This is a genomic window from Bacillus sp. 3a (assembly GCF_017161885.1).
GTDB lineage: Bacteria > Bacillota > Bacilli > Bacillales > Bacillaceae > Bacillus > Bacillus safensis.
Map to the genome: position 1 here is coordinate 959,918 of NZ_CP067376.1, position 19,899 is coordinate 979,816.

Sequence of the window (19,899 nt, forward strand, 5' to 3'; positions counted from 1 at the left end):
AAAAGCTGCCGATGCCGGCAGCTTTTTTTAATTCACTTCTTCTTTTTCAAGAAGCTGTTTCATAAATGGAATGAGTTTCTTTTTCAATTCTTCATCCTGAAGAGCAAACTCAAGCGTCGTTTCAATGAAGCCTTGCTTCTCGCCGACATCATATCGTTTTCCTTCGAAATCATAGGCGAAGACGCGCTGGATGTCATTTAGCTTTTGAATGGCATCTGTCAGTTGTATTTCTCCGCCTGCACCAATCTCTTGCTGATCGAGGTACATAAAGATCTCTGGTGTGAAAATGTAGCGCCCTAAGATGGCTAGGTTCGATGGTGCTGTTCCTTGCGGCGGTTTTTCAACAAAGTTTTTGACTTGATAGCGGCGTCCTTCTTGTGTAAGTGGGTCGATGATCCCGTAGCGATGCGTATCGCTGTCCGCTACTTGCTGAACCCCGATGACAGATGAAAGGGTTTTTTCGTATTCGTCCATTAGCTGACGCAGTCCAGGTGTTTCGGCTTGAACAATGTCATCACCTAATAAAACAGCAAAAGGCTCATCACCGATAAAGTTACGTGCACACCAAACAGCATGTCCGAGTCCTTTCGGCTCTTTTTGACGTATGTAATGGATGTCAGCAATGTTAGAGGATTTTCTCACTTTCTCTAAAAGCTCGCTCTTTCCCTTTTCCTCAAGATTGCGCTCTAACTCTGGTGCAAAATCAAAATGATCCTCAATGGCTCTTTTCCCTTTTCCAGTGACGATAATAATGTCTTCGATTCCTGATTCAACAGCTTCTTCAATAATATATTGAATGGTTGGTTTATCAACGATTGGGAGCATTTCTTTAGGCATTGCTTTTGTTGCAGGGAGGAAACGTGTCCCAAGACCTGCAGCTGGTATAATGGCTTTACGTACTTTTTTCAATGAACTTTGCACCTTCCTTACATATAAAAAAAATGATTTGGCTTCATTTTTCATCTTTCATAAAGTGTAACTTACAAATGATAGAAATGACAAATGATTTACGATAAATGCATGATCTGATTCATTATCTATTGTAAAGAGTTTGTGTAAATTTTTATGTTGAAAAGAGTAAAGGAGATGTAAAAATTGAAAATAGAATGATTAGGATTCGTTCCTATTCTTTTGTATAATACACTTATGATAAATGAGAAGGAAAGAGGCATCGACTATTGAAAACATTACATGTAATGACTGTATTCGGGACGAGGCCTGAAGCGATTAAAATGGCACCCCTTGTCCTTGAACTGAAAAAACATCCGCAAATCAAATCCTCAGTCACTGTGACTGCACAGCATCGGCAAATGCTTGATCAAGTGTTGAAAGCCTTTAACATTCGTCCGGATCATGATTTAAATATTATGAAAGAACGCCAGACATTATCCGAAATCACATCAAATGCACTCTTGAAACTAGATCAACTATTCCAAGAGGAAAAACCTGATATTGTCCTTGTTCATGGAGACACAACAACAACCTTTGCAGGAAGCTTGGCCGCATTCTACCACCAAATTTCGGTTGGTCACGTTGAAGCGGGTTTAAGAACACACAATAAATACTCGCCGTTCCCTGAAGAATTGAACCGACAAATGACAGGCACTATTGCTGATATTCATTTTGCTCCTACAAATGAGGCAAAGCAGAATCTTTTAATTGAAAATAAAAAAGAAGAGACGATTTGTGTGACGGGGAATACTGCGATTGATGCGTTGCAAACAACGGTTACAGAGCAGTATCAACACCCTATTTTAGAGAAAATAGGCACAGATAAAATGATCTTGTTAACGGCTCATCGCAGGGAGAATCTCGGCCAACCGATGAAAAACATGTTTAGAGCGATTAGACGTATTGTAGAAGAGTTTGAAGATGTTCAGGTTGTATATCCTGTACATTTAAACCCTGCTGTTCGTGATGCGGCTCAAACAGAATTCAGTGATCTTGATCGTGTGCACTTAATTGAGCCGCTTGAAGTCGTTGATTTCCATAACTTCGCTGCTGCCTCACACTTTATATTAACGGATTCTGGCGGTGTACAAGAGGAGGCGCCTTCTCTAGGGAAGCCAGTATTAGTTCTGCGAGATACAACAGAACGCCCTGAAGGTGTGAAAGCTGGCACGCTTAAGCTCGCGGGTACAGATGAAGAGACCATTTACAACATGGCAAAACAGCTGTTAGTTGATCAGAAAGAGTACGACAACATGTCGAAGGCGTCTAATCCATATGGTGATGGACAAGCGTCAAAACGAATTGTCGAAGAGCTTCTCCACCGTTTTGGATTAAGTGAAGAAAAACCAGTTCCATTTCAATCATAAAAAAGAAGACTACATTTCTGTAGTCTTCTTTTTTACTGCTCCAAACTTTCCTTCAATTCCTTCTTCACATTCGCAAGGCTGCTGTCATCAAGCTGGTAGTAATAAATGTTATTGATACGTGTGCCTGATCCTTTCAACTCGTGCTGCTTCACATGCTGTCTTGCATCACGATAATCATTCATCATCGTCCACATATCATCAAATGACATGTTTGTCTTCATATTATTTTCTACGACTTTGAACATATCGCCGAATTTCGTAATAGATGAAATGTTGGCACCTTTTGCAATGATGCCTTCAATGACCTGACGCTGTCTTTGCTGACGTCCGAAGTCACCTTTTGGATCTTGCTTTCTCATTCTCGTATACGCAAGGGCTTGATCCCCATTCAGGTTAATTTCGCCTGTACCAAATGAATGGCCGTCATAACTAAATGCAAACGTGCTATTTACTGTAATGCCGCCAAGTGTATCAACAATATCCTTGAAGCTTTCCATGTTCACTTTGACAAAGTAATCAACAGGTACATCAAGCAGTTCCTCTACAGTATCTGCTGCCATTTGTGTACCGCCGAATGCATAGGAGTGGTTGATTTTATCCATTGTGCCTTTTCCGACAATCTTCGTATACGTATCACGCGGGATGCTCACCATCTCGGTCGTTTTCGTTTTGGGATTTACTGTCATGTATATTAATGTATCTGCACGGCCTCGGTCATTTTTTCGTTCATCGACACCCATGACTAAAATAGAAATCGGGTCTTTCTTACTTAAATCGACATCTTTGTCACGCTTATCTGACTTCTTTAAATTCTCCTGAATGCCTGCGACGGTCGATGCTGCTGTGTTCCAAAGATGATATGCGTATCCGCCAGTTGCTAATACGAATAAGCCAATAATCGATAAAACAATCCAAAGAACCTTTTTCTTCTTTCTTTTTCTTTCAGCTCTCATAATGTCCCTCACCTTTTCTATGATTCTTCCATGATTATAGGTTTACGAATCTTGATAAACAAGTTATTTTTTTACTCTGAACCTAGATATAGACGTTGTAACAAAAAAAAGGTTTCAAAAAACCTTAAATTTACCTTAAAATAATAACTTATAAGACGATACAAAGACATGAGGTGAAAAAAATGAAGAAAATCGTCGTTTTACCGTTCTTAATACTGCTACTAGGTATCGTGCTCACAGCATGTGGAACGGCTGAGCAGTCCTCAGGAGAAAACAAGACAAGCAGTTCAACTCCTCAGGTACTGGAAGAGAAAGCTGAATTTATTGGAATGGCTGATGCACATACAGTCGAAGTGAAAAAAGTGAATACGACCCTAAGCTATGAATTTACGGAAAATTTTAAAGATGTGTTAAATGAATTTAAACCAGGAGACACAGTAGAAATCTCTTACTTTATTAATGACAATGGTCAAAAGGAAATCCAGAAGATTGAAAAACAGAAGTAAAAAAGATGGGCGGGATGAACAAAATTGAAGAAAACAGGCGTTACACTAATCGTTCTCATGATACTGACTCTACTAGTTGCACCCTTTCAGTCTGCCATGGCAAGCTCGGCAATTTCAGTGAAATTGTCTAATTATATCGGAAACAAAACAAGCATGGATATCTCAACAACTGGGGAATACAAGCTATCAGGATCAAATGTTGCTGTGACGAAAAGATATGACGGCAAAAATAGATACGAAGTAGCCAACAGCATCGCATCTGCTGGCTGGAAAAATCCATCAACTGTTGTCATTGTCAGTCGTGATGCATTTGATCATGCAATTTCTGTATCACCGTTAGCATACAAACTGGGCGCACCTATTTTGTATACGAATATTGAAAAACTGACGAAAACAACAGAAAACCAGCTCAAGAAAATGAAGCCGGATAACATTCTGATTGTCGGAAATACGAAAAGCATTTCAACAGCTGCTGAGAAGTCTATTAAAAAGTATGGCAAAGTCAGACGTATTAGTGGAAAAGATAAGTTTGAAATCTCCCAAAAAATCGCTAAAGAAATGGGTAACTATAAGCAAGCTGTCGTTGTCGGCGGGAACTCATTTATGAATGGGATTGCCATTGCATCCTACGCATCGAGAAAGGGATACCCTATCCTGTTAACAAAAAAAGATTCCATTCCGTCTTATAGAATGCCAAGTAAAGTGATCATCATCGGCAGTACGAAAAGTACTGGACAAAAAGTTGAAAATCAAATCAAAAAAACCTCACAGGTGACAAGAATCAGCGGTGCCAATCGCTATGAATTATCTGTGAATATTATAAAGAAATTAAATATTAATGCAGATAAAGTTTATTTGGCAAAAGCCTCTAGCTATATTTATGCGATGCCGCTGTCGCAATTGGCTGCAAAATCTAACAGTACCGTTGTGTATGTGAAACCCGATTCTGTCACAGCGTCTTTAAAAGCACTGCTGAAGGAAAAAGGTACATATGCTTATCATCTTGCTGGCAGCACAAGTGCAATTAAAGATAGCTTGAAAAACTCATTAGCCAAACAAGTCTATCTGAAAAAAAATCAAAACTACCAATTGAATATTTCTAACGGAAAAATTTCATTAAAAGGCATAAAGACGTATAACACAGTAAGAGTTGTTCCTGAGAAATATTCAACGAAAAATGTCCTTCAAATTGCAGGAAAGCCGTACTTGGGCAGTGTAAACTTTGCAATTGAATCAGGGTATATCAGGCCAACTCTCGAACATATTCCATTTGAAGACTATTTAAAAGGTGTAGTGCCAAATGAAATGCCTGCAAGCTGGAATGTCGAAGCGTTAAAAGCACAGGCGGTTGCTGCTAGAACGTATTCGGTGAAAAGTATTGGGAAAGTCGTCCCTGATACAACAGCCTTCCAAGTATATGGAGGATATAACTGGTATACAAATTCGACAAAAGCTGTCGATGCCACAAAAGGAAAGGTTCTGAAATATAACAATCAGCTCATTTCAGCAACCTATTACTCTAGCAACGGCGGTTATACAGAGGCAAGTGAAGAAGTATGGGGAAATGCACTGCCATACTTAGTGGCCAAAAAGGATCCAAAAGATCCAGTCAATCCATGGACACTGAAACTCTCTAAAAAACAGCTAGGCACGACATGGACTGCTAGCACAGCAGCATCTGAGTGGTCTAAAGCAAAAGAGACAAATGCAGCTGACCTTGCCGGCTTGAAATCATGGCTGCTCAAAAACAAAGAAACTGCTGCATCTGATATGAAAATCGCATCGATCTCAAGCCTGACGTTCTCAGGGAAAACAAAAGGACAGCGTGCGAAGACGGTATCGATCAAACTGACATACCATCTGAAAAACAAAACAGGCACATATTCGGTAAACAAAAGCACAACGGCAAGTATGAAGATGACCGAGTTTCGATCAGTCATGGGCGCAACAAAGGTGAAAAGCACGTTTGCGTCAGTCAAAAACAACACAAATGACTTCACGATTTCAGGAAAAGGATATGGCCACGGCATTGGTATGAGCCAATACGGAGCCAAAGCGAGAGCTGAATCTGGAAACTCATATTCTTCCATACTCTCGTTCTACTATCCAGGTACAAAACTAACAAACTATTAAAGGGTAAAAGGAGGACATAGAAGATGCGCTCAATGATGAAAACAGCCATCCTCAGCCTCATCGCCATTTTCGTTATCGTTCCAACAGCATTGGCAGACAATTCAGTCTCAAGAATTGATGGCGGGAGCAGATATGCTGTAGCGGCAAACGTAGCGAAAAAAGGATGGGGAACTGCAAGTACAGTCGTTTTAGTAGGGAAAACTGCGTATGCAGATGCAACAGCAGGAATTCCACTTGCATATCAAAAAAATGGACCAGTTCTTTACACAAACAGTAAAAGTCTTTCGGGTGATACAAAGAAAGCCTTAACTTCATTAAAAACAAAGACGGTGATCGTTTTAGGCAGCACATCAAGTGTGTCAAATAACGTGGTCAACCAAGTGAAGAAAATGGGCATCTCCACACAGCGTATTTCAGGAAAAAACCGATATGAGCTATCTGCCAATATCGCGAAAAAAATGAAAAAGCCAGCAGGCGTCGTTGTCGTTGAGGGTTCTTTCTATGCACATGGGATTGCGATTGCACCTGTAGCAGCTCAAAAAGGATTCCCAATTCTATATACAGATAAAAAGGGACTTCGTTCTGAAATCGCTTCTGTTGCAAAAGCAAGCAATGTGAAACAAACCATTGTAGTCGGCGGAGAGAATTACGTCACAAAAGCAGCTTATAACCAATTGAAATCACCAACACGGATCAAAGGCTCGACTCGTTATGATGTCGCGGCAAATATTGTGAAAAAGTACAATATGAGTGTCAATAATACCTATGTAGGAAGAGGATTTGGTTATGCCACTTCATCTTCTGCTGCAGGCATTGCAGCGAAGCAAAACAAAGCATTGCTTCTAACGAATGAAAAGACACTGCCAAAAGTAACAAGAGCAACAGTGAGCAGTAAGAAAATCACCAAATTTACTGTCGTAGGCAGTACAAATACAGTGACACCAACTGTTGTGAACCAGCTGAAAAACCCGGCTGTTGGGAAAAAAGTATTCATTGATCCAGGTCATGGTGCGCATGATTCAGGAGCTGTAGGATACGGATTATATGAAAAGAATTTGAATTTAGATGTAGCAAAGCGTTTAAATACGAAATTAAACAACGCTGGTGCACTTGTGACCATGTCAAGAACATCAGACACATTTGATAGTCTTCAAACACGAGTGAGCAAAGGTGCGTCAGCAAATGCAGATATCTTTATCAGTGTCCATGCGAACTCAAACGATAACAGCAGTGCAAACGGAACAGAAACGTATTATGACAAAACCTATGCGGCTGCAAACAGCCTGAAGCTGGCGCAAAACATCCAGCCTAAAATGGTCAGCGCACTAGGTACAAGAGACCGTGGTGTGAAAACAGCTGGCTTCTACGTCATTAAATATTCTAAGATGCCGAGCGTTCTTTTGGAAACTGGTTTTGTTTCCAGTCCAGTTGATTCAAACATCTTGAAATCTGCTACGTATAAAGATCGATTAGCGTCAGGCATTTCAAGCGGTGTGTCAGGTTATTTTAGATAAGAAAACACAAACCTGAGGGGTGCCTCAGATACTCCTCTTAGGCTGCTCGAGAACGTACTCGGCAGCCTTTTTTCAAAAGTCCATGAAGCATCTTTGGTGAAGGGTTCAAACCAAGGAGGTTGACTTCATGCGTTTTGATATCAAATGTATGTTACTGATTGCTATTTCACTATGTTTATATACACCATCCGTTTTTGCTCAGCACACTGTATCGAGGATAGAAGGAAGCAATCGATATGAGGTGGCTGTAAATACCGCGAAAAGGGGCTGGAAGGAAGCGCCTGCCGTTGTTCTTGTGGGCGGTGATGCTTATGCAGATGCCCTGAGTGCTGTGCCTTATGCTTACCAGCAAGGGGCCCCAGTTCTGATAACGAATGCTGGCAGTCTTTCAGGTCCTTTAAAGACAGGGCTGCAGCAGCTCAAAACGAAGCGGGTAACGATTCTTGGAGGGACTGCGAGTATTTCTGAAAACGTCGTGAAGCAGCTAAAAGCAATGAATCTATCTGTTTCCCGTATTCAAGGAAAGAACCGCTATGAATTGGCGGCAAATGTGGCGAAGCACATGAAGAGTGCTAGTGCGGCAGTCGTCGTGAATGGTTCTGCTTATGCTGATGCTGTCGCGATTGCTCCATACGCTGCTAAACAAGGCTATCCCATTTTATTAACAGATGCGAAAGGACTGCGCGAGGAAACAGCCAATCTATTAAAAAACAAAGCAGTCAAGCGGACCATTGTGATTGGCGGAGAAGCAAGTATCAATAAAACGGCTTTTCAAAAGCTTCCATCACCAGTCAGAATAAGCGGAGCCAATCGGTATGAGGTGGCTGCCCAAATTGCTAAAACGTATCCAATGAAGACAAGCCAAACATTTATAAGTTATGGGTATGCCTATGCAGATGCAGCCGCTGCGGCAAGTATAGCAGCGAAACAGGGCCAAACCCTTCTTCTTACAGACGCTCAAACGGTGCCGGATGCTATCAGAAAAGTCATCGGAGCCAAACAGATGTCAGCTTTTTCTGTTGTAGGCGGAACATCAGCCGTTCAAACGAATGTCATCACGCAGTTGAAAAATGCGGTGTTAGGTGAAACGATTTTTATTGATCCAGGTCATGGTGCGCAGGATGCTGGAGCGGTAGGGAATGGGCTGCTTGAAAAGAATATCAATTTAGAAGTAGCATTAAAGCTGCGGTCAAGGCTTCACCAAGCGGGTGCCCTTATTGTCATGTCGAGAACTTCTGATACATTTGACTCCTTGCAGACACGTGTCAGTAAAGGAGCCCAGGCAAGTGCTGATATATTCATCAGTATCCACGCCAACGCAAATGATAACAGCGGTGCGAATGGAACAGAGACGTATTATGATACGACATATGCGGCTGCTCATAGTATCAAGCTGGCACAACAGGTTCAGCCTCGAATGGTCAGTGCCCTTGGAACGAGGGATCGAGGAGTGAAAACAGCAGGGTTCTACGTCATCAAATATTCTAGAATGCCCAGTATTTTGCTAGAAACCGGCTTTGTAACAAGTCCAATCGATGCGAGTATTTTAAAATCTATCGCTGCAAAGGATCGGCTGGCTTCTGGAATTGCAACTGGTGTGTCCAATTACTTTGATGCCAAATGAACCGATAAAAGAAGTGTCAAGTTAAAAATACATTTCATTTTTGGTTATGTTTGTTATAATTGAAACATAGAAGGTGAATGGTTTACACATAAATCTTCAAACGACAGCAAACCGACAAATCATGAAGAGGTGACGATTTTGAAAAAATTAATCACAATGCCGTTTCTAGTATTGCTTCTAGGTGTATTGCTCACAGCGTGCGGCACAACAAATCAATCAAGCGATAACAAAAAAGAAGACAGCAAAAAAGAAACAACCGAAGCAGCCGATCAAAATAAAGATAAGGCTGCAGACGAAAAATCAGAAGATCAATCATCAAAAAATGAAAAATCAGATGATCAAAGCAAAGAAACAGCTGCTCAAACAGAAGAGCCAGCAAGTCAATCTGATGAAGAGGCAAAAGACAGCTCAAGCAAAGAAATCACAAAAGAAGAACCTGCTAAAGACCAATCAAAAGCTGACTCAAAAGGTGAATCTAAAACAAAGAAAGAATCAACAACTAGTAAGAAAAATGAAGTCACCAAAGAAGGCACATATGTTGGTTTGGCTGATGGACATACAATTGCTGTCAACATTGATGGAAAAGAAGTAGCTATTCAATTCGGAAATACATTTTCTAAACAAGTGAACAGCTTAAAAGAAGAATCAAAAGTAAAAGTAACCTATACAAAAGATGCAAACGGAACACTTCGATTAAAAACGATCGAATCTGTAAAAGCAAAATAAAGAAAAGACCCGGAGACCCGCAGAATTGCGGGTCTTTTTTACGTTGAAAAGGGCATAACTTGATATAAGTGCACATTCTTAACACAGTTTTACAAGACTTAACAGCGCATTTACATTTGCTTAATGTTGCTCTGCTAAACTGACTTTCATAGAACATCTCTTTACACAACAACTACTTTGAATGGTGAGGTGCAGGTCAGTGAGTGCAGAGAAAGCGATGAATCTTTACAGAGAATATGAAGTGAGACGAAATCACTCTTTTGCCTTAACAGAACATATGGTTCGTTATTTATTTGCAAAACGTTTCATAGATTTAATGTTCTCGTTCATCGGATTGATGTTGAGTACGCCAATCATTTTGCTGTTTGCTCTTTTGATTAAGCTGGAAACACCAGGGCCAGCCTTTTATATGCAGGAAAGGGTCGGGAAAGACGGTGTTTACTTTAAATTATGGAAGCTCAGATCGATGAGAATTGACGCAGAAAGCGGAGGAGCGAAATGGGCGCAAAAAAATGACCCGCGTATCACCAAAGTGGGGGCATTCATCCGTAAAACAAGAATTGATGAACTTCCGCAATTTATCAACGTGTTAAAAGGAGAAATGAGTATCGTAGGTCCTCGTCCAGAAAGACCGATGTTTACCGCAGAATTTAATCGGACGATTCCAGGCTTCACAAAAAGATTGGCGGTAAAGCCGGGGCTGACAGGTCTTGCTCAAGTAAATGGCGGATATGAAATGAGTCCAAGTGAAAAATTAACACACGACTTACAGTATATTCAAAACTTGACATTTTCTCTCGACACGAAGATTATGGTAAAAACGTTAAAAGTCATCATGACTGGTGACGGAGCCAGATAAGTAAAGTAGGGAAGAGAAATGGCAAGTATGAAAAAAAGCATGCTAGGCGGGGCAAAATGGACAAGCTTGTCCGCATTGATCATCACCATCATCCAAATTGCACAGTTCGCTTTTTTAGGGAACGTGATGTCACTCAAGGAGTTTGGACTCGTTGGCATGATCACAACTGTCACAATATTTACGCAGATTTTACTTGATCTAGGAATTGGGGCAGCAATCATTCAAAAGGAACAAACGACAGAACGTCAATTATCTACATTATATTGGATCAACCTGCTCACAGGGATTCTCTTGTTTTGTCTGCTCATCCTGCTAAGCCCAATGATAGCCGCTTTTTATAACCGGCCAGAGCTAGAGGGTCTGCTCAAGCTATTATCGATTATGTTTCTGATCGCACCGATTGGCCAGCAGTACCAGTATATGATGCAAAAAGACTTAGCCTTTAAAACATTAAGCACCATTGAAGCCATTGCGACCATCATATCGCTGCTCGTTTTACTCGTTTTCGCCTTCTTCATGAATCCGATTGTCGCCTATGTCATTTCTCAAGTGCTGCTGCAATCAGGAAAAGGTCTCATGTATGCAGCGGCTTATTGGAAGAAGTGGCGTCCAGCACCTGTATTTGCATTAGGAGAAGTGAAGGAATTTTTCTCATTCGGTGCATTCCAGCTCGCATCCAGACTGGTCAACCGAGCGGGATCAAACATCGACATGATTTTAATCGGCCGGTTTCTTGGAGCGGAAGCGTTAGGTATTTACAGCTTGGCGTATCAAATTGTGACAATACCCGTGCTGAAGATAAATCCGATTGTGACGAGAGTGGCTTTCCCGGTTTTCGCAAAAAGTCAGCGGGATCACTCCATGCTGCGAGAGGGCTTCCTAAGTATGACGAATATGCTCGCATTGGTTAGTTTTCCATTATTAATCGGCCTTGCTGCGGTGTCAGACAGCTTTATAGAAGTCGTGTTTGGAGAGAAATGGCTAGTAGCGGTCCCGGTTTTAAATATATTGTGCATTGTCGGCCTGCTGCGTGTGCTGATGAATCCAAACGGTTCAATCCTTCTTGCAAAAGGGAGAGCGGACTTAGCCTTTTATTGGGATACGGGAATGCTCATCGTGTATGGCTGCGCATTATATGCAGGTGTCACTACAGGCAGTCTGCTCACAGTAGCTTGGATCTACTCAGGTGTCAGTCTGCTCAACTTTATTGTCGGCAGATGGCTTATGGCATATGTCATTCAGCTTGATATGAAGGTGTATTTAAAATCACTTGGAAAACCTGCTGTCATGACGCTGCTCATGGCGGTCTGTGCGGTAGCTTTACATCAAGGGATGAAGCTGACGTCAGCAGATATTTCACTTCAATTACTACTGACTGTTTGTGTCAGTGCTGCATTGTATGGCTTGCTGCTCATCAAAATGTATCCGCAGGCTGCTGGCAAATTATTGAGAAGAGGTCGTTCGTCATGAAGGTACTATGGCTGACAAGTGTATATCCTAGTGAAAAACATCCGAGTGAGGGCGTATTTCATGAAACGCAAGTACAGGAGCTGTTCAAACAAGGAATAGAAGTGACTGTCATTTGTCCTAATCCAGTGAATCCGCCGGTTTTACGGATGCTCAAGGCATCCTATCGGCAGAAAAGGGATCTGCCTGAACAGGAAGTGAGGAACGGAGTGAAGGTTTACAGACCGCCTTATCCAGCGCTCCCTGGACAGCTGAAATGGGCGCAGCCGAGTAAACGAATAGCGGCTTCCGTTCTCAGAGCAATGCAGCGTCATCAGCTGTCACCAGATTTTATCCATGCGCACTTTGCCATGCCGTCTGGCGGAGCGGCGGCTGTTATTCAGAAAGAAACGAAAATCCCTTATCTTCTGACCTTGCACGGCAGTGATGTGAACGTATATCCGAACTATAGCAAAGGGGCGAAGGCAGCCTTTGAAACGGCGGTGAGGCAGGCATCTGCTGTTCTGACAGTGAGTGAGGAGCTGGCTAAAAAGACAAATGAGATGACGAAGGTAGAAGCAAAATGTCTTCCGCTTGGTATTCCGCTCCGATCATTTTCCAGAACGGAAGAAGGTCAAGAAGGCATCAGAAAACACTTACGTTTACCGCTTCAAGATAAGCTCGTTGTTTTCGTCGGGCGTTTAGTGAAAGAGAAGGGCTTGCTTGAATTAGCTGATGCTGTCAGCAGCATGGATGGAGTGAAAGCAGTCTTTGTTGGAAAAGGCCCCCTTGCAAAGGAACTCAAGGAACGGGCGGGAGCATCTATTATACTCCCAGGGCAGGTGCCGAATGAGCAGGTGAGAGACTACTTAATGGCAGCTGATCTGTTTGCACTCCCTTCCTACAGTGAAGGAATGCCAACCGTCGTTCTAGAAGCGCTCGCTTTAAAAGTACCTGTCATTGCAACCCGGGTTGGTGGTCTCCCATCCTTATTTTCAACCTATCAACACCTGCTCGTTGAACCACGTTCGACGCGTCAGCTGAAAGAGGCGATTCACGCCTGTCTTTATGAAAATAGATGGAATGAAGCAGTGAAGAACGATCTTCATGAAATGGTTCATACAGAATATTCATCAGAACATAATGCGAAACATCTCATTCAGCAATATGAGAAGGTGCTCAATCAATCAACATCCATCGTTTAAACAAGATGAAATGTGCAAAGAATGATAGATAGATAAACAGCTTGGAACGGACAATATGCTTTTACTGAGAGGATGAAAAATGTTGAAGAAAATTGCTGTGATTGGAACAGGTTATGTCGGGTTAGTATCGGGTACTTGTTTTGCTGATATCGGAAATCGTGTCATCTGCTGTGACATCGATGAATCAAAAATCAACAGCTTAAAAAGTGGTGTCGTTCCCATTTATGAACCAGGTTTAAAAGAATTGATTGAAAAGAATACAGAAGAAGGAAGACTGTTTTTTACAACGAATATTCCTGCCGCTATTAGGGAATCAGAGATTATCTATATTGCCGTAGGGACACCGATGACACCGCAGGGGGAAGCAGATTTAACGTATGTGAAGGCTGTCGCTCAAACGATCGGTGAACAAATGAATGGCTATAAAATCATTGTCAATAAAAGCACAGTGCCCGTTGGAACAGGCCGTCTCGTTCAAGCCATTGTGGAAAAGGCATCGCGCAGTAAATATCCTTTTGATGTCGTATCCAATCCAGAGTTTCTCCGAGAAGGCTCAGCGATTCAAGATACGATGAATATGGAGCGGGCGGTCATTGGTTCGACCAGCACTCATGCCTCTAGCATCATCAAAAGACTGCATGATCCGTTTCAAACAGAGGTTGTAGAGACCAACTTAGAAAGTGCAGAAATGATTAAGTATGCTGCAAATGCCATGCTTGCCACAAAAATCTCATTTATTAATGACATTGCAAATATTTGCGAAAGGGTAGGCGCTGACGTTGAAAAAGTCAGTGAAGGAGTTGGATTAGACAGCCGAATCGGGCATAAATTTTTAAAAGCAGGCATTGGATTTGGAGGTTCTTGTTTCCCGAAAGACACGATGGCTCTTCTCAAAATTGCCGAAACATCCGGATACCGGTTCAAGCTGATTGAATCTGTCATTGAAACGAACAACAACCAAAGAGCCCACCTGGTCAGCAAATTGATGAGTGTGTTCGGTGATATTAAAGGAAAAACCATTTCTGTCTTAGGCCTCGCCTTTAAACCGAATACGAATGATATGCGTTCAGCGCCTGCACTAGATATTATCCCAATGCTGAGAGAGCTGGGGGCTTTTGTGAAAGCCTATGATCCGATTGCTTATGTAGAAGCTGAACGTGAGCTTGGCCCGCAGGCGGTTTTCAGCAACGACCTGTACGAAACAGTAAAAGATACAGATGCCTGTCTCATCCTAACAGAATGGGATGACGTACAGAAGATGGATAAAGATCAGATCAAGCAGCTGCTTCGTTCGCCGATTGTAATTGATGGAAGGAATTTGTTTGATCCAGCAGAAATGAAAGAGAGAGGATTTATTTACCAGTCTATCGGCCGCCCAAGTGTATGGGAAGCAGAATTGGTATCGAAGGCACAATAACAGGGGGAGCTTGGATGAAGAAAGTATTGGTTACTGGGGGAAGCGGATTTATTGGATCACATACGGTAGAGGCTTTACTAGAAAAAGGCTATGAGCCCATCGTTCTTGATAACTTTTCGACTGGATCACGAGAAAATATTGCTCATCTTTCCGTGCAATGCATGGAGGCAGATATCACAAAGCCAGCGACGATTGATTTGATCAAACAAATCGCACCGGATTATATCATTCATCTTGCAGCACAAGTAAGTGTAGCCGTTTCCGTTCAGGATTTCGTATATGACGAAGAGGTCAATATCAAAGGATCTCTGCACGTCATGAAAGCTGCGGCTGAAGCAGGAGTGGAAAAAGTCATCTTTGCCTCATCAGCAGCTGTCTATGGAGACCCGGTGTATCTGCCAGTAGACACCGCTCACCGGCTGAAGCCTGGTTCACCTTATGGCTTAGCAAAATTGACAGTAGAGCGGTATTTAGAAATGGCAAAATCACTCTATGATGTGGACTATTGTATTCTCAGGTACAGCAATGTATATGGTCCGCGCCAAGATGCACTTGGCGAAGGCGGTGTTGTCTCTATTTTCTCTGATAAGTTTGCAAAGGATGAGGCTCCTTTTATCTTTGGAGATGGGGAACAAACAAGAGACTTTATCTATGTGGGTGATCTAGCGGCAGCAAATGTTGCAGCTTTAACAGCCCAATCAAACGTTTGTTTAAATATTTCGTGTGGTGATTCCATCACTGTGAATGAACTGTTTCAAACGATGAAACGGGTAACGAGATCACAGCTTGAACCGATTTACAAGCCGCAGCGTGCAGGAGATATCGTGCATAGTACATTGGCAAATGAGGAAACGAAACAAGTCTTAGCATGGGAGCCTGTTGTGAGTTTACAGGAAGGTTTGGCTCGTACCATTTCCTACTATAAACAGGAAGTCAAGGCTTAATCCCTCAAATCGGATGGGTTGCTTAGGAGGAAAATGGGTATGAGTGTGAAACAAACAGCATGGCAAATCATGATCGGATTTATATTATTTGCAGCAGGGCTAGGACTTGTACAATTGGCGTCTGCGCAGCCCGCCGGGTTAAAAAAGATCGTCGCCATTCCGGTCCTGCTTTTAGTCCTGACGGCTTTCCTCGTGTTAATGAAGCTATACATGAATGGTGAGCAAGTGTTCATGTCAGCCATATATCTTTTAATTGCATTGACCTTTCTCAACAACGCTTTCTTTTCAATTAGTGCCGGGTTCTTTAGTCTTTTTCTCTACCGTATCATGCTCATTGCCGCCTTTGCTTTATTCATATGGCGGATGAGAGATAAGGGGACGTACATATCGCAGTGGCAGCAGATTCGTGTAAAAGGCATTCTTGGTTTTTTCGCTGCATGGTTTCTTTACGGGCTCATCTCACTGCTGTGGGCTCATTCGGTGACAGATGGTCTTAAATATATGTCCCTGCTTGCTATGGGGATGGGTTTTGTCTTTCTTGTGGTCATGTACATTCAGCGAATGGATCAAGTGGTCACCTTTTATAGCATTTGGCTCATCATGACTGTATTTGTCATGGGGATAGGGTTTTATAATCACTTTACTTTGAACCATTTACCGAACACTTCATTGTATCTTGGGCCGGCGTATAAACAGCACTATCCTACAGCTGTCTTTTTTAACCAAAATGACTTTGCGACGTTTTTATCGATTAGCTTTTTCTTGTATTTAGCGTGTATGCGGCAAATGAAAAATGGTTATATCAAAGCATTTGGATTATTTGGCGCCATCGCAGCACTGTATCTCATTTTGTTAACAGAATCCCGCGCCAGCCTGCTTGGCATATTTGCAGGAGCGGCCATTTATGTGTGGCTTCTCATGCCGCGCTTTCTCAAAAAGTGGTCACTCATCACAGCCGGCGGACTTGGTGTCATCTGTATCGCTGTTTTTTCAGCCAAGATTTATTCAGTCTTTTATGACTTGTTTCTCGCTTCTCAGGTCGCGCATTCTTTTAGTGAACCACTCCCATCCAACATTGCGAGAGCGAATTTGATCAAAAATGCATGGCATTTCTTTACGGATTCATACGGGTTTGGTGTCGGAGCGGGGAATGTGTCTTACTACTTAGCCCACTTTTCGATCTTTGATACAGATCAAGTCGTTGAAGTGCACAATTGGCTGCTGGAAGTGATGACGAACTTTGGATTTGCGGTCATGCTGGGCTATATCTCCGTCTACGCTTATCTCATGTTCACGCTGTATAAACAATACCAATGGGCTGACACAAGATCAGCAAAAATGATCATTGAAGGTTTGTTTGCTGCCATGCTGAGCTTTCTCGTTTCAAGTATCAGTCCTAGTTCTGTCTCGAATTTATATTTCCACTGGGTCTTTTTAGGACTCGTGATCGCAGCGGTGAATATGTTGAAAAACAAACAGCGCTTGGTAAACCGTGTGTGATGCTGCGCTGGTATGGCTACACTAATGAAAAAGCAAATACGTCAATGTTGGGAGAATGAACATGTCTGGTTTCATATCTAGAATAGGGAAGCGAATCAAAAAGTATATTGTATGGCTTGTGCTGCTGCCTGTCGTATTAGGCGCTTTTGGATTCTTTTTTGCCAAAGGAACAGTGCAGCAGTCTAGTTACACAGCTGCCGTTACGCTTACACTTGGTAAATATGATGACGGAGTGTATAACAATATCGCAGAAGTGACATCTCTATTAAAAAGCGATGCATTTTTAAATGAAGTACTCAGTGATGTGAAAGAAGAAGAAAGGCAGGATGTGAAAAGCCGCCTCATCCTCACCAATCAATCAGATACACAATTACAGCTGTCCTTCACAGATGCTGATAAGGATCATGCTTTAGCTGTCGTGAAGCAGGTGTCGGATACATTTCTGAAGCAAGACAAAGCATTATTTACAAAAAGGCAGCAGGTGATTGAAAGTAGATTATCTGCTCTAGAAGACGAATCTGTCAGCAACGATTCCAAAGTAGATAAAGAGCGATTTTTATATGAATTGGAGTCTACAAAGCTTGGAATGAAGCAGGCGAAGATTGTTGATCCTGCTCAAGTTCTTGATGAAGGCAATAAAGGCATGTCAGCGAAAAAGCGAGCACTGCTTGGACTTGTCATTGGCTTTAGTATCTCGCTCATGTTTGTGGTCTTACCCGAAGTATTCAAAGAATCTTAATGATGAACTGGAGATGAGTCTTAGGTGAACAATCAACCGTTAGTATCAATCATTACACCGGCCTATAATGCGGAACGCTATTTAACGGATACAGTTCATTCCGTCCTTGCCCAAACCTATTCTAATTGGGAACTGATCATCGCAGATGATTGTTCAACAGATGGAACAAGGAAGCTGCTTGGGGACTTAAGTGAAGCAGACGACAGAATCCACGTCATTTATTTAGAGCAAAATGGGGGAGCCGCCATCGCTAGAAACGCAGCCATCAAACAGGCAAAAGGCCGCTTTATTGCTTTTTTAGATAGCGATGATAAGTGGAAAGAAACGAAGCTTGAACAGCAGGTAGACTTTATGCTGACAAACGATTATGCCTTTACATTCACGGCATATGACATCATTGCAGAAAATGGAGAACCTTTAGAAAAAACTGTCACTGCACCAGCAAGATTAACTTATGATGAAGCTTTGAAAAATACCATTATCGGCTGTTTAACGGTGATGCTTGATGTAGAGAAGATCGGACATGTAGAAATGCCGAACATCCGCACAAGACAGGATTTAGCTACGTGGCTGTCCATATTAAAAAGAGGATTTACAGCCTATGGAATGAGTGAACCGCTCAGTGAATACCGCATCGTTGGAAACTCGATCTCTAGTAACAAGTGGAAAGCAGCGAAAAAAACGTGGTTCGTCTACAGAGAAATTGAGCAGCTTCATTTTGTCAAAGCATCTTGGTGTTTTATGCACTATGCGACAAATGCTGTGAAGAAGCGCTTATAAACAGAAGGGAAAAAAGGTGATAAAGGTGAAAGCAGACTCGATCATACATGTTATCGTAGCGACGGGAGAATGGGGACAGGACGGCTTGAGGTACAGACGGCATCGACTGGCGGAATTTCTAGCATCTGATCCAGAAACGAAAGAGGTCATCTGGGTATGCCCATCTGCATCCCGCCATACAGCTCCCTTTCAGCCCATAACCGATCGAATGAAGCAATTGACCATTCCTGATGTGCTCAAGAGCAAATTTTTCCGCTTTGGCCGATATCAAGACATGTTCTATATTCATAAATTGACCCCTCTTCTTGAGCATTTGCGGCAGGAAGAAAAGAAGGGAATCGCTGTTTGCTTATGGTATACGTTTCCGGGCTTTCCGCTCTTATCTTCTTTATTTGAATGGAAACATATTGTCTATGACTGCAGTGACCTGTGGGGAGAGCCGATAAGCGGCAAAAATAATTTGCTTTCTTATATGAGGCAGCGTGTCATTGTGAAAGCAGAAAATCGAATCATCAAATACGCACACAGCATTACATGCTCTTCTCAATACTTACACGATCAAATCAAAAAGCGTCTTATGGGCGAACCAAAAGATGTGTTTACAGTGGAAAATGGCGTTGAGTACGATGTGTTTGCAAAAAGCAATCTTCCATGTAAGGAGGATGTGCTGCAAGGTAGAGAAGGAACTGTTCTTGGTTTTATTGGAGGCATCAAGCCGAAGCTGGATTTTGACATGATAGCAGAAGCTGCCCGCATGCAGCCTGATTGGACATTTTTATTTGTCGGTCCGGATGGAACAAATGGTGATCCATCTTTTCAGCATGCACTTAAACTGCCGAATGTGATTTGGACAGGTGCTGTTGCACCAGAAGAAGTGCCTGCGTATATGAAGCTGATTGATGTAGGCATGATGCCATACAAACAATCTCCTTACAATCAAGCCGTGTTTCCGCTCAAGCTATATGAATTTTTAGCCGCAGGAATACCGGTTGTTGGTTTAAATCTTCCGTCAACGGAAAGGCTAAAAGAGAATGATGTGTATGAATATTTAGAAGGCGAGGATCCTGCGCTCTTCGTAGAAGCCTGCCAAAAAGTGATCAGCAAAAAAGACGACATGACCTATAGACATCTAAGACAAAGCCGAGCGAAGAAAAAAGATTGGCACGCGCTGTTCACAAATATGGTGGAACTAACGAATATTAAAGAAAACGCATAATTCATCAGGGATTGTGCGT

17 protein-coding genes are annotated in these 19,899 nt (G+C 42.2%); 15 read left to right on the plus strand and 2 right to left on the minus strand.

Going from position 1 to position 19,899, the window contains the following annotated elements; all coding sequences use genetic code 11:
• Nucleotides 1-27: 27 nt before the first annotated feature.
• Complete coding sequence (gene galU, locus JJ692_RS04675) at nt 28-909, minus strand: UTP--glucose-1-phosphate uridylyltransferase GalU (protein WP_008343198.1); 882 nt, start codon at nt 907-909, stop codon at nt 28-30.
• A 269-nt stretch (nt 910-1,178) separates the two neighbouring features.
• Here galU and wecB point away from each other — a divergent pair, with 269 nt between their 5' ends.
• Entirely contained in the window at nt 1,179-2,318 is a 1,140-nt protein-coding gene (gene wecB / locus JJ692_RS04680) for a non-hydrolyzing UDP-N-acetylglucosamine 2-epimerase (protein ID WP_024423642.1), read from the plus strand.
• Between the two features lie 32 nt (nt 2,319-2,350).
• Here wecB and tagU read toward each other — a convergent pair whose 3' ends face one another.
• Nucleotides 2,351-3,271, minus strand: a complete 921-nt coding sequence (gene tagU, locus JJ692_RS04685) for a polyisoprenyl-teichoic acid--peptidoglycan teichoic acid transferase TagU (protein WP_024423641.1) — start codon at nt 3,269-3,271, stop codon at nt 2,351-2,353.
• Between the two features lie 182 nt (nt 3,272-3,453).
• Between tagU and JJ692_RS04690 the strand changes: the two genes are divergently transcribed.
• From JJ692_RS04690 to tuaH, 14 genes are all read left to right on the plus strand, one after another.
• On the plus strand, nt 3,454-3,777 hold the full coding sequence (locus JJ692_RS04690) for a hypothetical protein (RefSeq protein WP_025093953.1): 324 nt from the start codon (nt 3,454-3,456) through the stop codon (nt 3,775-3,777).
• A gap of 24 nt (nt 3,778-3,801) precedes the next feature.
• Nucleotides 3,802-5,910 carry a SpoIID/LytB domain-containing protein gene (locus JJ692_RS04695; protein WP_206534274.1) on the plus strand — a complete coding sequence of 703 codons (2,109 nt, stop codon included), beginning with the start codon at nt 3,802-3,804 and terminating at the stop codon, nt 5,908-5,910.
• Nucleotides 5,911-5,933: 23 nt separating this feature from the next.
• The gene (locus JJ692_RS04700) at nt 5,934-7,424 is read left to right on the plus strand and encodes an N-acetylmuramoyl-L-alanine amidase (RefSeq protein ID WP_024423639.1); all 1,491 of its coding nucleotides are present in this window, start codon (nt 5,934-5,936) and stop codon (nt 7,422-7,424) included.
• 127 nt (nt 7,425-7,551) lie between these two features.
• On the plus strand, nt 7,552-9,048 hold the full coding sequence (locus JJ692_RS04705) for an N-acetylmuramoyl-L-alanine amidase (protein WP_206534275.1): 1,497 nt from the start codon (nt 7,552-7,554) through the stop codon (nt 9,046-9,048).
• A gap of 138 nt (nt 9,049-9,186) precedes the next feature.
• Complete coding sequence (locus tag JJ692_RS04710; RefSeq protein ID WP_098677696.1) at nt 9,187-9,774, plus strand: prolipoprotein diacylglyceryl transferase; 588 nt, start codon at nt 9,187-9,189, stop codon at nt 9,772-9,774.
• 199 nt (nt 9,775-9,973) lie between these two features.
• Nucleotides 9,974-10,633 carry a sugar transferase gene (locus JJ692_RS04715; protein ID WP_024423636.1) on the plus strand — a complete coding sequence of 220 codons (660 nt, stop codon included), beginning with the start codon at nt 9,974-9,976 and terminating at the stop codon, nt 10,631-10,633.
• 18 nt (nt 10,634-10,651) lie between these two features.
• A complete protein-coding gene (tuaB, locus tag JJ692_RS04720) occupies nt 10,652-12,103 on the plus strand; it encodes a teichuronic acid biosynthesis protein TuaB (protein ID WP_206534276.1) in 1,452 nt (483 codons plus the stop codon).
• Complete coding sequence (gene tuaC, locus JJ692_RS04725) at nt 12,100-13,284, plus strand: teichuronic acid biosynthesis protein TuaC (RefSeq protein ID WP_206534277.1); 1,185 nt, start codon at nt 12,100-12,102, stop codon at nt 13,282-13,284. The genes tuaB and tuaC overlap by 4 nt, the downstream gene beginning before the upstream one ends.
• 79 nt (nt 13,285-13,363) lie before the next feature.
• The gene (tuaD, locus tag JJ692_RS04730) at nt 13,364-14,701 is read left to right on the plus strand and encodes a UDP-glucose 6-dehydrogenase TuaD (protein WP_098677693.1); all 1,338 of its coding nucleotides are present in this window, start codon (nt 13,364-13,366) and stop codon (nt 14,699-14,701) included.
• A gap of 14 nt (nt 14,702-14,715) precedes the next feature.
• Nucleotides 14,716-15,645, plus strand: a complete 930-nt coding sequence (locus tag JJ692_RS04735) for an NAD-dependent epimerase/dehydratase family protein (protein WP_098677692.1) — start codon at nt 14,716-14,718, stop codon at nt 15,643-15,645.
• 39 nt (nt 15,646-15,684) lie between these two features.
• Nucleotides 15,685-17,145 (plus strand): teichuronic acid biosynthesis protein TuaE, encoded by a 1,461-nt coding sequence (gene tuaE / locus JJ692_RS04740; RefSeq protein ID WP_206534278.1) that lies wholly within the window; start codon nt 15,685-15,687, stop codon nt 17,143-17,145.
• Nucleotides 17,146-17,206: 61 nt separating this feature from the next.
• On the plus strand, nt 17,207-17,884 hold the full coding sequence (gene tuaF, locus JJ692_RS04745) for a teichuronic acid biosynthesis protein TuaF (protein WP_206534279.1): 678 nt from the start codon (nt 17,207-17,209) through the stop codon (nt 17,882-17,884).
• Between the two features lie 24 nt (nt 17,885-17,908).
• The gene (tuaG, locus tag JJ692_RS04750) at nt 17,909-18,664 is read left to right on the plus strand and encodes a teichuronic acid biosynthesis protein TuaG (protein WP_024423629.1); all 756 of its coding nucleotides are present in this window, start codon (nt 17,909-17,911) and stop codon (nt 18,662-18,664) included.
• Between the two features lie 19 nt (nt 18,665-18,683).
• Nucleotides 18,684-19,880 carry a teichuronic acid biosynthesis protein TuaH gene (tuaH, locus tag JJ692_RS04755; protein ID WP_241258047.1) on the plus strand — a complete coding sequence of 399 codons (1,197 nt, stop codon included), beginning with the start codon at nt 18,684-18,686 and terminating at the stop codon, nt 19,878-19,880.
• Nucleotides 19,881-19,899 lie beyond the last annotated feature (19 nt).